The organism is Candidatus Hydrogenedentota bacterium (genome assembly GCA_016791475.1).
In the GTDB taxonomy this organism is placed as follows: domain Bacteria; phylum Hydrogenedentota; class Hydrogenedentia; order Hydrogenedentales; family JAEUWI01; genus JAEUWI01.
The window spans coordinates 1-13,771 of sequence record JAEUWI010000078.1 but is presented as its reverse complement, the minus strand read 5'-3'; the positions used below and the strand labels follow the sequence as shown (position 1 = coordinate 13,771).

8 protein-coding genes are annotated in these 13,771 nt (G+C 59.1%); 2 read left to right on the top strand and 6 right to left on the bottom strand.

Annotation, left to right across the window (positions count from 1 at the left end; genetic code table 11):
• Positions 1-50: 50 nt before the first annotated feature.
• On the bottom strand, positions 51-1,667 hold the full coding sequence (locus JNK74_26015) for a hypothetical protein (GenBank protein MBL7649646.1): 1,617 nt from the start codon (positions 1,665-1,667) through the stop codon (positions 51-53).
• Positions 1,668-2,215: 548 nt separating this feature from the next.
• Between JNK74_26015 and hemW the strand changes: the two genes are divergently transcribed.
• Positions 2,216-3,304 (top strand): radical SAM family heme chaperone HemW, encoded by a 1,089-nt coding sequence (hemW, locus tag JNK74_26010; GenBank protein MBL7649645.1) that lies wholly within the window; start codon positions 2,216-2,218, stop codon positions 3,302-3,304.
• 61 nt (positions 3,305-3,365) lie between these two features.
• Here hemW and ilvB read toward each other — a convergent pair whose 3' ends face one another.
• Both ilvB and JNK74_26000 read right to left on the bottom strand, forming a co-directional pair.
• Entirely contained in the window at positions 3,366-5,138 is a 1,773-nt protein-coding gene (gene ilvB, locus JNK74_26005) for a biosynthetic-type acetolactate synthase large subunit (GenBank protein MBL7649644.1), read from the bottom strand.
• A 207-nt stretch (positions 5,139-5,345) separates the two neighbouring features.
• On the bottom strand, positions 5,346-7,199 hold the full coding sequence (locus tag JNK74_26000) for a 30S ribosomal protein S1 (protein ID MBL7649643.1): 1,854 nt from the start codon (positions 7,197-7,199) through the stop codon (positions 5,346-5,348).
• Positions 7,200-7,502: 303 nt separating this feature from the next.
• On the opposite strand from JNK74_26000, the gene JNK74_25995 reads away from it, so the two are divergent.
• The gene (locus JNK74_25995; protein ID MBL7649642.1) at positions 7,503-8,321 is read left to right on the top strand and encodes a KilA-N domain-containing protein; all 819 of its coding nucleotides are present in this window, start codon (positions 7,503-7,505) and stop codon (positions 8,319-8,321) included.
• Between the two features lie 36 nt (positions 8,322-8,357).
• Here the strand turns inward: JNK74_25995 and JNK74_25990 are convergent, their stop codons facing one another.
• The 3 genes from JNK74_25990 to JNK74_25980 all read right to left on the bottom strand — a co-directional run.
• Entirely contained in the window at positions 8,358-11,684 is a 3,327-nt protein-coding gene (locus JNK74_25990; protein ID MBL7649641.1) for a leucine-rich repeat domain-containing protein, read from the bottom strand.
• 242 nt (positions 11,685-11,926) lie between these two features.
• Positions 11,927-13,357 (bottom strand): aminotransferase class III-fold pyridoxal phosphate-dependent enzyme, encoded by a 1,431-nt coding sequence (locus JNK74_25985; protein ID MBL7649640.1) that lies wholly within the window; start codon positions 13,355-13,357, stop codon positions 11,927-11,929.
• An 84-nt stretch (positions 13,358-13,441) separates the two neighbouring features.
• Positions 13,442-13,771 (bottom strand): hypothetical protein (locus tag JNK74_25980; GenBank protein ID MBL7649639.1); only part of this gene is annotated, 330 nt, incomplete at its 5' end.

Sequence of the window (13,771 nt, the reverse complement as noted above, 5' to 3'; positions counted from 1 at the left end):
AGTAAGTGCCGCAGTATGAAGTCGCAGAGCCGGTACTCGCCCATTGAATCTCAATCCAGCTTATTGAACAAATCCCGACACAGGGCCGCATCGTTCTCATCCTTAATGTAGTCGGCCAGATGTTTAACGATGGGCAGCACCGTCTCGCGCGGAAGGTGCCGCAGGATCTCCATCCGTTCGGGCGAGGCTTCTTCGCGTCTGTTGCGAAACCGGTATCGCATGACATGGGGAAGCAGTAGGGTTGCCGCCGCCTCTGGATCGCGCTCCGCAGCGGATAGAAGCCGGTCCCTCGCCTCTGATAGTAACTCGGCATCTGGAGGTATGTATGTCCCATAACCCTCGTAGTCGGTTCCGCAAAGGAGGATAGCAGCGTGGATGATTTCGGGGTCGATTGGTTTCCCCATGCCCTCTCTATTGGCAATGTAGGCGTCAATATAGTCGTCCAGAGACGGGGGCGAACGAAGGATTTCGGACGGGTTGCTCGGGTCCTTACGATACGGGCGTAACCAATTCGAGATGGGTTCATTGTTGATCCAGTAGATCACGGCGGCCTCGTAAAGACTGTCACCCCCCTTGAGGTCGAAGGTGTTCCGCAGGAGCGTGAATACCTGGTAGTCGAGCTTTCCGTACCAATGGTATCCCCGGCTCGTCCCCATGAAGCGTACGGTGTTACCCCGGGGAAGACCCTGGTAAAACTCCTCTGGCTTTCCAAATAAGGTCACAGGGTCCAGGGAGCCTGGAGCGACATCTTCCGGAAACAGCACCACTTCGCCGAAACCCAGCGCGATGCGATAGCCCTTCGCGTCGCCCTGCGTCACGGAAGGCACTGAGTCGTACGGTCCCAGTGTACCCACGCCACGCCCCGGCTCCCGGCTTCCCGTCTCCAGTATTTCGCGGAGCACCGGCATGATCGGAGTATCCATGTCGAATCCAGGATCCTGCGGCAAGCCCATCAAGCCTCGCAGCCGGTTGATGAACAGGGGCGTCATGGGGAACTCGCCGGGGTAGTCACGAAACCAAACCACGCCGTTCATATAAAGAACCGGGACGCGATCTCCTATTCTTTCAGGCATCTGCCAGAGCATCGGGACGGCTCCGTCAATATCAAAGTCTCCAGGCGGCAATCCGTGGGATTCGAACCATGCATTCATGAACCGGCGTCCGACCCCAGTACGCAACGGAGCCAACTCGTCAAATTCAAGCGAGTGTGGATCCAGAAAGGGTTCTTGTTCCAAGCGGGTTCCGCCGCCCCGGAAGGCCTGCGGGTCTTTTTCGAGTTGATCGAGCAACCGCTGGGCCGAAGCCTCGTCGTAGAAAGCATAGCCGAGGTAACACAGGGGGCGCTGTTCATCGCCGTCGAAATACTTCAGCGCCTCCTGAAATTCGGCAAGGCCGTCCCCTTGCGCCGCCCGGGCGGTCATGTCCGGTAGAAACACCCCGGCCTCGGCGGAGCGGAGGGGATAATAGTTTCCCGGATTGGAATCGGCATAACGCTGGAGCGCACTGCGCGCCTGCTTCATCGCGGCTCCGGACTTCTTCAGGCGGTAGGCCCTGCTGCCGAAACGCACGACGAATGCGCCCGCGCAGAGCACCACCAGGGCAAGGACCGCGCAGAGGATCTTCTTCCACATGACCATGGGATGGTTGCGCGACAAAATATTCTTCATGATGAGCCCCCCGGAAATCGTACGGACCGAGACTGGCGCCGCCAACGCCATGCGTGGCGTCGTGATGACAGCTTCAGTGTAGCGGCTTGCGGCCTGATCGTCAATTGGATCCTTTGGCGTCGGGCTGGCCGATTGGGGCGTTTGACCGCTCGTTCCCAAGCTCCACTTGGTCGAAAATGGGCTATCCCAATCTAACGACCTTGAGTCCTCCAGTGTATTCCACCCATACCGCTGCTCCCCGACTCTGGCAGGGGCCAACGTGGGTTAGCCTTCCAGGCTGACCATAAGCCCGTTTCAGCAATCAAACGGTCTTGTAATTCCTTCCACATTCACGTCGAGTAAGAAGCCCCTGGGGCCCTTCGAACATTGACGTGGGCTTTGCCTCAGCCTGGAAGGCTAAGCCACGTTGGCGGCCTTCCAACGGGAGTGGCATCCGGCTCACATCTACGGCGAGTATTTTAACTTGAGGTTCCGATACCTCGCACGAATATTTGGCCCCAGACTCCATCCCCTACAGCCTCTAGCCTGCGGCCTGATATACTATCCCCATGCTTGGCGTCTACCTCCACATCCCCTATTGCCGCACCTTGTGTCCCTATTGCGATTTCGTGAAGGAGCGCAGTCGGACGACGGTGCCCATGCCCTTTGTGGAGGCGGTGTGCAAAGAAATCGGCGAATTTGAGGGGCCGCGCGAGGCGGGGAGTGTGTTTTTCGGCGGCGGGACGCCTTCGTTGTTGACCGAGGAGGGCCTGGGGCGGGTGATGGAGGCGCTGTTTGCGCGCTTCGACCTGGCGGGTGCTGAGATCACGCTGGAGGCGAATCCGGACGATGTGACGGCGCCGATGATGAAGGCGTGGTGCGCGATGGGGGTGAATCGGGTGAGCCTGGGTGTGCAGAGTTTTGATCGGGCGGTGCTGAAGTATCTGGGGCGTCGCCACGATGCGGACGCGGCGCGGCGGGCCTGCGACGTCATCGCGGAGCACTTCGACACGTGGAGTCTGGACCTGATTTTTGGCGCACCGCCGATTGAGGCGTGGGGCGCGACGCTGGCGGAGACGGTGGCCATCAATCCCCCCCATGTATCGGCCTATGGCCTGACCTACGAACCGGGGACGCCTTTTGAAAAGCGTGCGGATCGGGCGATTTCGGAGGAGGCGTCGCTGGCGATGTTTCGCGAGGCGGAGGAGGCGCTTCACGCTTATGACCACTACGAAATCTCGAACTATGCGAAACCGGGGCATCAATCGCGCCACAACTTGATCTATTGGCACAACGGTGATTATGCGGGCTTCGGCACGGGGGCCTATTCGTATGTGGGCGGCGTCCGTGCGCGCAACGCCATCACGACGGATGAGTACCTGCGTGCACCGGGGAAGAAAATGGAAGCGCTACCACTGAATGATGACGAGGTGCGGCTGGAGACGTTGATCCAGTATTTTCGCTTGCAGTCCGGGTTGGAGAAAACCGCCTATGCACGGCGCTTCGGTCGAGACGTGAACGAAGATTTCGGCGAGGCCATCGCGGGGCTGGTGCGGCGGGGGTTGCTGGAAGAAAGCGAGACCGTGATCCGCCCGACGGCAGAGGGCTTTTACCTGAACAATGAAATCGGGCTGGCGCTAATTGGGTGGTCAACTTAATCGGACCGATTAAAAAAGCCGCGATCCCTTTGCAGGAACCGCGGCTCAATTTTGCAGTTGACTAAAACGCGTCGGCGGCGTCCAGCTTCGCGAAGGGGTCTTCTTCGCGACCGGTAATGTGGGGGCCGGTGAGCATGTCTTTGTAGGCCAGGCCGGGGCCGACCATGGGGTAGACGAAGGCGGTGTTGTCCGTCATGACTTCGAGGAAGGCGGGGCCTTCGAAAGCGATGAAGTCCGCGATCTTCTTCTCCAGATCCGCCTTCGCCTCCACGCGCTCAGCATACTTGAAACCGTCGGCCTTAGCCGCAGCTACGAAATCTTTCTGGTGCAGGGTCTTGTCGGTGCCCGAAAAGCGGCTGCCGAAGTAGAGGGTCTGCCACTGGACCACCATGCCGTCGCCCTTGTTATTGAGCAGCAACACCTTGACGGGGATGTCGTAGTTCGTGCAGGTTTCCATCTCGCCGATGTTCATGCGGATGCTACCGTCACCGTCCACGTCGATGACGATTTTTCCGGGTGCGCCGACCTGGGCGCCGATGGCGGCGGGCAGGCCGTAGCCCATGGTGCCCATGCTGCCGGAGGTGAGCCAGGTGCGGGGCTCTTTAAAATCGAAGTATTGCGCGGCGAACATCTGGTGCTGGCCGACGCCAGTGGTGATGATCGCGTCGCCTTTGGTTATTTTATTGATGAGGGCAAGCACTTCCTGGGGCTGGATCAGCGGCGTATCCGTGTTCCAGGCCATGTGGTGCTTCTGCTTCAGCTCGGCCACGTAGTCGAGCCAGTGCTGGTGCTTGTTCTCCAGTTCGCCGCAGGCGGTCATCAGCTCGCGCAAAACGACGCCGGCATCGCCCACGTGGTGCCATTCAACCGCCTTGACCTTGCCGATCTCGGCGGCGTCGATGTCGATGTGCGCGATCTTCGCGCGGGCGGCGAATTCCTTCGGCTTGCCAGCGACGCGGTCGTCAAAGCGGGAGCCGACGGCAATGAGGAAATCACAATCTTCCACGGCGTAGTTGGCGTAGGCCGTGCCGTGCATGCCGAGCATGTGCAGGCAGAGGGGATCGGTCGTGTCGATGGAGCCGATGCCCATCAGGGTGGTGACGACGGGGATCTGGTACTTGTGGGCGAAGGCCGTCAGTTCCTGACTGGCATTGCTGTTGACCACGCCGCCGCCCGCATAGATCAGGGGGCGGTGGGAGGCCTTCAGCATGCGGAGGAAGGACTCGGCCTTTTCCTGGGGCAGGCGGGAGTTTTCCAGCCCGTCCAGGCGGCGCTGGTAGCCGACCATGGTCAGGAGGCCGCTGCCGGTAAAGGCGCCTTCCCAGTTTTGCACGTCTTTGGGAATATCGATGACCACGGGGCCGGGGCGACCGCTGCGCGCGATGTGAAAGGCGGTGCGGACAGTGGCCTCAAGCTCGTCTGGATTCTTCACCAGGAAGACGTGCTTGGCGCAGGCGCTCATGATGTTGAAGACCGGGGCTTCCTGGAAGGCGTCGGTTCCCACGGCGGCCCGGGGAACCTGGCCGCAGATGACGATCATGGGGATGGAATCGGCCATGGCGTCGCGGACGGGCGTGACGGTGTTGGTGGCGCCGGGGCCGGAGGTAACAAGCGTGATGCCGACCTTGCCGGTGACGCGGGAGTAGCCGGCGGCCATGAAGCCCGCGCCCTGCTCATTGGCGGGGACGATGAGCTTGATTTCCTGCTCGGGGTGGCTCTCGTTCCAGCGGAAGACCGCGTCATAGGTGGGGAGAATGGCGCCGCCGCTGTAGCCGAAGATCGCGTCGATGCCTTCATCGGCCAGCACCTGGATTACCATTTCCGCGCCTGTCATGGTTTTGCCCGCCGCGGGGTGTTTCGTATCCGTTGCCATTGCCGTTGCCATCGTTCCAGTCTCCTTGATTGCGATTTATCGTGACGCCCCTGTACAGGCACCCGATTATGCATGCTTTTTTGCCCTGCGGCAGATCACAAAAAAGGGCGCCGCGGCGTTCAACCCGGCGGCGCCCTTCAGTCTACGTACTCACATCCGGCCGCAGTGTTACTCGGCCTTTTCCGCTTCCGCTTCCGCGTTACGGGCGGCCTCGGCCTTGCTCACCGCCGCCATCATTTCGTGGGCAACGTCGGCCAGGCTGCGGCCCGCCTGCATCATGCTTTCGGGCATGGAGCCCTGAATCACGGCGCCCACGTCCACGGAGCCGGTGCCGGAGGAACCGTGCTCGGCCATGAGATTGTTGTCCAGGTCGCGCTGGGCCTCGCGCACGCTCAGGCCGATCTTGCGATCCGCCGCGCTGATGCTGATGACCTTCGCCATAACCTTGTCGCCGATGTTCAGCACTTCTTCAGGCTTCTGCACGCGGTCGGAGGAAAGCTCGCTCACGTGAATCAGGCCTTCGATGCCGCTGTCCAGCTTGGCAAAGGCGCCGAAGCTCACGAGCTTGGCAATTTCCACTTCCACGATGCTGCCCATGGGCATCTTCTCGATCACCGCCAGCCACGGGTCGGTCTCAAGCTGCTTCATGCCAACGCTGATCTTCTCGGACTCGGGGTCGATGCTGAGGATCTTGACGGTGACTTCCTGGCCCTTCTCCAGAATCTCGGAGGGATGGGGAACCTTCTTGGTCCAGGAGATGTCGCTGACGTGAAGGAGGCCGTCGATGCCTTCTTCGATCTGCACAAACGCGCCGTAATCGGTGAGGTTGCGCACCGTGCCGGTGACCGTGGAATTGACCGGGTAACGCTCGGCCAGTTGCTTCCAGGGGTTCGGCTGGGTCTGCTTGATACCCAGGGCGATCTTCTCGGAATCGGGATCGACGGTCAACACCATCACGTCCACTTCCGCGTCCAGCGCCAGGATTTCGTTGGGGTGGCGAACGCGGCGGGTCCAGCTCATTTCGCTGACGTGGACCATGCCCTCGATGCCTTCTTCAAGCTGCACGAACGCGCCGTAATCCGTCATGCTGACCACGCGGCCGCGGACGACGGTGCCGACCGGGTAGCGGTCCACAGCGGACTTCCAGGGATTCTGGGTCTTCTGCTTCAGGCCGAGGCTGATGCGCTCGGACTGGGGGTCGAAGCTCAGGACCATCACATCGATGCCCTGGCCAACCTGGACAATCTGGCTCGGGTGCTTCACGCGGCCCCAGCTCATGTCCGTCACGTGGAGCAGGCCGTCGATGCCGCCCACGTCCACAAACGCACCGAAATCGGTAATATTCTTGACTTCGCCGCGGAGCACCTTGCCCACTTCGATCGTCTGGAGAAGCTTTTCCTTCTCGCCGGCGCGCTGCTCTTCAAGGAGCTTGCGGCGGCTCACCACCACGTTGCGGCGGCGCTTGGTCAGCTTGATAATCTTCAGTTCCATGCGCTCGCCGAGGTAACGCTCCAAGTCGCCCATGGGGCGGAACGTCAACTGGCTCGCGGGCATGAAGGCGTCGATACCGATATCAACCTTCAGGCCGCCCTTGACCCGGCGGACAATGGTGCCTTCAATGACACCGTCGGCCTCATAGATCTCCTGGACTTTTTCCCAGTTCTTGATCCGGTCGGCCTTCATCTTCGAAAGCACGGGCAGGCCGGCTTCGTTTTCGGGATCTTCGATGTAGAAATCGAAGACATCGCCCACGGAGAGCTTGTCCGGCTGCAGGAATTCGGAGGTCGGGACGATGCCCTCGCTCTTGTACCCGATGTCCACAAGCACGCGGTCATCGGCGATTTCCATCACCTTGCCCTGGACGACTTCACCTTCATTGAAATTCTTGACGGATTCGCCGAAAAGCGACTCCATCGATGCGGCAGCCAATTCGGCCTGAAGCTCGGCATCAAGCTCCGTAAGCCCGTCAGCCATAATGGCTTCCATCAACTGCTGGTTGGATTCCCTGGTTTCGTAACTCATGAGAAATTCTCTTCTCCTTTGAAAAAAAGATTTACCGCACAAGACGGCATCTTGGTAGCGTAACAAACGGGGGCGGGAAGAGTCAAACCGGGGGTCGGCGGCGGAAAGGTTGATGGGGCATCGGGCAGCGCATACAGATCAGCCCGATAAGCTCGATCAGATCAGTCCAATCGGTCCAATCGGTCCGATCCGTCCGATTTGCACCCGTTAACATCAACAGGGCTGCATCCTGCGACCAATATGCTAAGATTTTATCCACGGCAAATTCGCCACAATGAAAGCGAAACGAAGAGGGCATCGGGCATGGCTAAGATAAAGGTGTTGGACAAGGAAGTCTCTATCCAGACGCAAAACGAGGCGGACTATATCAGCCTGACGGATATTGCACGCTATAAGAACGCGGAGCACACGGACGATCTGATACGAAACTGGCTCCGAAACCGCAATACCATAGAGTTTTTGGGAATATGGGAGCAACTCAACAATCCGGTTTTTAAACCCGTCGAATTCGACGGGTTTAAAAAGCAGGCTGGACTCAACAGCTTCACCTTGACCCCAAAACAATGGATCGACGGCACCGGCGCAATTGGGATCATATCCAAGTCCGGGCGCTACGGCGGAACCTTCGCCCACAAGGACATCGCCTTCGAGTTCGCCTCGTGGATCTCCGTCGAGTTCAAACTTTATCTCATCAAAGAATTCCAGCGCCTCAAGGAGCAGGAACAGGCCCAACTCGGCTGGGACATCAAGCGCAACCTGGCCAAGATCAATTACCGGATTCACACGGACGCGATCAAAGAGAACCTGATTCCACCTGAACTGTCCGCGAAGCAGATAAGCCTGGTCTATGCCACCGAGGCGGACGTGCTCAACATGGCGCTCTTCGGCCTCACCGCAAAAGAGTGGCGCGCGGCAAATCCCGGCAACAAAGGCAACCTCCGCGACGAGGCCAATATCGCCCAGCTCATCTGCCTCTCCAATCTCGAAAACCTGAACGCCCTGTTCATCAAGGAGGACATGGCGCAGGCGGCCCGGCTGGAAAAGCTCAACCGAATCGCTATCGAGCAGATGAAATTGCTCATCGACGACGGGGCCGTGAAGCGCCTGAAAGGCAAGGCGTAGACTCAACGGCTTCGCGAAATGCCTCATCCCCCGCCATCAATCGTCCTCTGTATCTTCCGGACCTCCGAGCAAGTACTGCAGTAACTGGCGTGGTGCCTCCACAAGCGCGTCAAGCAATAGCAGAACGTATACGGCAATGCCAAAAACGACGCCATCCTGCGCGGCACCGGGACCAAAACAGCCGCCCACCTGTCCCGCCAGCAGCTCGGCGCGCACTATATATCCATCATTGTTCGAATCAAGTGCACGAAACAACGCCCGATGGGATGCGTCTCCGACATAGGCGTCAAACTCTTCATAGGAAATGCGGCCGTCTCCGCTCAGATCCGCTGTGCCCAGATTCTCCAGCAGCGCATCGATGATCTCGTCATCGGTTGGACCTTCACCTTCACCTTCACCTTCACCTTCACCCTCGCCCTCGCCCTCGCCCTCGCCCTCGCCTTCACCGCTCGTTGCGGGGAAATCATCTCGATTCAGTGGATCGGTACCTTCCGCCAACTCGAGTCCATCGTCGAAACCGTCACCATCCGTGTCGAACCGATCAGGTCGCAAACCCATGTTGGTTTCGTCGAGATTTCCCAGGCCGTCGCCGTCCATGTCCCCACCGGGGTCTTCACAGGTCACAGAAATATCATCGTTGCGTCCGATACCGTGCCAGGAGTCATAGTCCATCGAAAAATAGAATTCGATGTCAACGTAACTCAATTCAGAGAACGTATCACAGAGCGTGTCTCGAGTCAGCGGATTGTTGCCTGCGTAAATACGCAGATAGGGGCCCTGGGGCTCGTAAAGTTCGAACGCCCCAAAATCCTGTATCTCATTTTCGGAAACGTCGAGTATTCTCAACTCGGATAGGGTGGCTATTAATTCCACACTCTCCAGGCCGATCGATTGCAGCTCCAGTCGTTTTATTGTGGTGTTACTTGTAAGCCCGCCGAGGTTGATTCCGGGATTTTCACTTAGGTCGAGCAACTCGATTCGCGGCAGTCCCGCGAGAGAGCTGGTGTCGAGGATGGCATTGCCGCGCAGCGACAGCCGGTTGAGCGCCGTTACGCCGGCGAGAGGCCCGATATCGCTGATTTCGTTGCCATCCAGTTCGAGTCGTTCGAGCCGTTTGCAATACTCCAATCCGCGCAGATCCCGTATGCCGAGATTGTTTGCTTCAAGCGAGACCAGCCAATTCATGTCTGAATCCCGAAGTACACCCTCGGGGCGGTTCAGGGCAGTTCGCACCGCCGCCTCCAGCGCAGCGTCGGGAAACTCGATCTCCGTGCCGGGATAATCTGCCGGATCCAGTGGATCGGTACCCCGGTCCCGCTCTTCGCCGTCCCCGATAAAGTCGCCATCCGAATCGAAGTTCACGGGATCCGTGCCGCCCAGCGCTTCCTCCAGATTGCCAATGCCATCGTCGTCTTCGTCGTCGTCGGGTGCTTCGCAAATCCACCGCCGGTAGCCCCAATCACTCGGCAGCGAAATCGTAACGCCACGGGCAAGAAACGCTGTGTAGCTGGTGCACATTTCGAGGCTATCCAACGGGTTTCCATCCAGCTCCAGATGCATATCTCCCCCCGCGCGGCGAGCAACTATGGGGGCAAGGTCGCTGATATTGTTTCCGATTAGGTTGATGTCCACGTATCCAGGCAGTTCGATGATATCTGCGAGCGAACTCACTTGATTGTTTTCGAGCGATATGACCTCCAGGCTGGTAAAGGGCGTAAGCGTGGAAATATCGTTCAATCGATTTGCTCCGGCCCTGAGCACGCGGAGGTTGGACGCCTTCTCGAGACCTGCCAGGTCGACGAGAACGTTATTTTCAAGGATAAATTGCCGCAGGCGGGGCATCTCAGGCATCCCGACTAACGTGGCGATCTGATTCTGTTCTGCGTACAGGTCCAAAAGCGCAGGCATACTGCCCTCGGCATGAAGGTCAACGAGCCTGTTCTCGCTGATATCGAGGTGGGTCAAGGCAATCAGGTCTTTAACAAAGGCGATGTCCGTCAGCAGGTTCTCGCCGAGCAGTAATTCCGTCAGGGTAGTGAATTGCCCCAGCGTATCCGCGGAGGAAATCTCATTGCCACGGGCTCTGAGGGTAGTAAGAAGGGGCAGTTCCATCATGGCGTCGAGCGTCGCAATCTGATTGCGCGAAATATCAAGGAAAGAAAGCAACGGCAAATGCTGAAATCCCCCGGCGTCCTCAAGTTGATTGTCCTGGATCGATATAGTCTGAAGGCCCTTCAACGACGACAGGGGACCGGCATCGCGAATTTGATTCTCTTCAAAATTCACATGGCGAAGTCTGAAAGCGGATTCAATACCGTCCAGGTCTGTTATGTTTCGACGCCTGCCGTCGAGTCCGGTTAGTTTCGCCATATCTGTGTCGAGCAACACGTGGTCCTCCGGCAGGCGAAGCTCATAGAAAATCGCCGCGCGAAGATTCGGGTCGGCAATCTGCACCGGGCTCGGCGTGAAACTTGTCGCGTCGCCAGGATCGGTACCTGCGGCCACCTCTTCGCCATCGCTTCTACCGTCTTCGTCGGAATCCGCGCGGTCGGCGTCGGTCCCGTAACCCCACTCCTCAACCGAGGACAACCCATCGCCGTCCTCGTCCGAGTCGGGAGCCACACAGACTTTTCCGATCCGTTCGAGGATATCATTCGGATTTACCAGATTATAGAAATAGACTTGCACCCGACGGGCGAGCAGCGCCGGAACGCCCTCGCACAATGCCGACACGGACAAGGGGTTCCTCCAAAGGTTAATCTCCACATCACGCGAAATACCGGGATTGTCCACAAGAACTTGAATCTCAGCGACTTGATTTTCGGCCACGTCGATCTCCCGCAGACCTCGATGTGCTCCCAGCGCATCCAGATTGGTCAGACGGTTCCTCCGTGCGGTCAACCTCTTCAGCAAGGGCGCCTGTTCCAGACCGGCCAGCGACTCCAGGAGATTGCCGTTTGCGTTGAGAATTTCGAGGGACGGGAGTCCGGTAAACCCCTCCAATGTCTTGATTTGATTGTTCTCGATGTTCAAATACTCGAGGTTGGGAAGGTTCGCAATCCCCGCCACATCGCTAAGGAAGTTGCCTTGGAGCTCAAGCGAGACAAGGCCTGTCATCCCGCTCAAGTCGCCTGTGGATACCAACTGGTTGTTCCACAACTTCAACTCCCGGAGTCGGGCAAGTTTTGAGATCGGTGCGAGCGACTCCACCGTGTGGTTGTTCAAATTCAGGGTGACTAGATTTGTCGCGTACTCCAGCCCGGCAAGGTTGCGAATCTGGCCAATGTTGGTGTAGGGATCGAGATGCCACAATTCCTGGAGGTTCGTATCAAAGATAGTATCGGATTCAATACGGAGTTCCATCCTAATTGCCAACTTCAAGACAGGATCCGGAATATCCACCACCTGTTGCGCCTCGACCCCCAAAAGCCCCACGACGGCAAGCGCAAATGACGCCACACGAAACATAGATGAATGCCTCCCCCTTCGGGACTGATCCACAAAACTTCCAGTTTAGGGAGCCACGGTCTCTCCAAACCATCCCGGCCCCGGCTCCCGATTGCCCCATTAGCCTATCAGCATCACTGCGGGCGAGTCCACCGCCGTCACCCCGCACCCAGCACACTCCGAAATCCCGTCAGCGCCTCGTCTACGACCTCATCCGTATCCGCCATGCTGGTGTAGAGCCGTCCACCCGCGATGGTGATGATGCCCGCGGCGGCGTAGGCGGCGCTCATTTCTTCGGCGATCTTTTTGCGCGTCATGATGTTCATGAAGAACTCGGGATCGCTCAGATCGACCCGGAGCACGCCGTGGGTCTCGAGGTGGACTATGGAGCCAATGTTGTAGACGAAGAAGGGTGTGGCCAGCGTGTCGAGGATGGCCTGCAGCCCGGCGCAGAGCCGGTCGCCCGCGCGGCCCGCTTTTGAGGGGGCGTCGGTCTCGGCCATGGCGAGGAGGGCGTGGTAGCCCGCCGCGCAACTTATGGGACTGGCGGAGAGCGTGCCACCGACTATCGTGCGCTGCTGACCCGATCCGATACCGGCGGTGAAGGTGTTCATGATGTCCCGCCGTCCGCCCACGCCGCCCGCGCCGGGGTAGCCCCCCGCCACGCATTTGCCGAATACGGTCAGGTCGGGCTTCACGCCGAGGTAGCCCTGGACGCCGCCCAGACCGAGGCGAAATCCGCTCACCACCTCGTCAAAGATCAGCAAAGTTTCAAATTCGTCGCAGAGCGCCCGCACTTTCGCGTTGAAATCGCGATCCACCAGCCGCACGCCGCTCTCGGAGCCCAGGGGCTCCACCAGCACCGCCGCCGTGCCGCCCTGGCCTTGATTGGCCTCCAGCAGCGCTCGCAATCCCTCGATATCATTGGGGAAAAACTCGTGGGTCAGGGTATTGCACTCCTCGGGAATACCCGCCGCTTCAAAATTGCCCGTGCCGGGGATGCGCGTTCCGTAGAGCAACTGGTCGCTCCAGCCGTGGTATCCCGCGCCCATTTTGATCACGTGGCGCTTGCCGGAAAAGTTCCGCGCCGCGCGAATCGCGGCCATGCAGGCTTCCGTGCCGCTGGCGAGCATGCGAAAAAGTTCAACATCGGGCATGAACTCGTGAATCAGCTTCGCCAGTTTCACTTCGTAGTCATGGAAGAGGCCCGTCACCGGGCTGCAATCACGGATAACCTTAAGCACGGCTTCCTGCACGGCGGGATAGTTGCTCCCGAGCAAGGTCGCGCCGCCCGCCTGGAGAAAGTCGATATAGCGATTGCCGTCCACGTCCCACAAATACGCGCCTTCGGCCTTCGCGATGCTCAGAGGAAAAGGATGGTTGAAAGCCAGGTTGTGCTGCACACCGCCGGGGATATGGGCCACCGCTTCATCATGGGCGCGTTTACTCGCTGCGCATTCGCTATCAAACCACGCGTGAACCTCTGCCATCTTCTCGCGCGGGAGCGGGCGGGGTTCCTGGGCGACAAGTCGGGCGGCTTTCGCGGCAACGACGGCGGCATCGGGCCAATCATAGAAGGCTTGGGACATTGAAAACGTTAATCCTTTTTTACTTCTGGGCCTGAAGGGACCATTGAGCATGGGCCGTGCACGTCGCACGACCCATACGGCCCATCATACCCATCGGCCCGGTTCGCTGTATCTGCGACCAAACGCGAGCGTCAGCACCACAAGCCCCAACAACATCAGGTCGCCAACTTTTCCGCCCAGGCCATCGCGCAGGCTCTTGGCACATCCCCCCTCACCCTCACCCTCACCCTCACCTTCACCTTCACCTTCACCTTCACCTTCGCCTTCACCCTCACCCTCACCCTCACCCTCACCTTCGCCTTCGCCCTCGCCCTCGCCCTCGCCCTCGCCCTCGCCCTCGCCTTCGCCTTCGCCTTCGCCTTCGCCTTCGCCTTCGCCTTCACCTTCACCTTCACCTTCACCTTCACCTTCACC

Bases quoted from the DNA above. Each gene is read 5' to 3' on its own strand.
- JNK74_26000 (MBL7649643.1), bottom strand. From the start codon at position 7,199: ATGAGTTACGAAACCAGGGAATCCAACCAGCAGTTGATGGAAGCCATT.
- JNK74_25985 (MBL7649640.1), bottom strand. From the start codon at position 13,357: ATGTCCCAAGCCTTCTATGATTGGCCCGATGCCGCCGTCGTTGCCGCG.
- JNK74_25995 (MBL7649642.1), top strand. From the start codon at position 7,503: ATGGCTAAGATAAAGGTGTTGGACAAGGAAGTCTCTATCCAGACGCAA.
- JNK74_26015 (MBL7649646.1), bottom strand. From the start codon at position 1,667: ATGAAGAATATTTTGTCGCGCAACCATCCCATGGTCATGTGGAAGAAG.
- hemW (MBL7649645.1), top strand. From the start codon at position 2,216: ATGCTTGGCGTCTACCTCCACATCCCCTATTGCCGCACCTTGTGTCCC.
- ilvB (MBL7649644.1), bottom strand. From the start codon at position 5,138: ATGACAGGCGCGGAAATGGTAATCCAGGTGCTGGCCGATGAAGGCATC.
- JNK74_25990 (MBL7649641.1), bottom strand. From the start codon at position 11,684: ATGGAACTCCGTATTGAATCCGATACTATCTTTGATACGAACCTCCAG.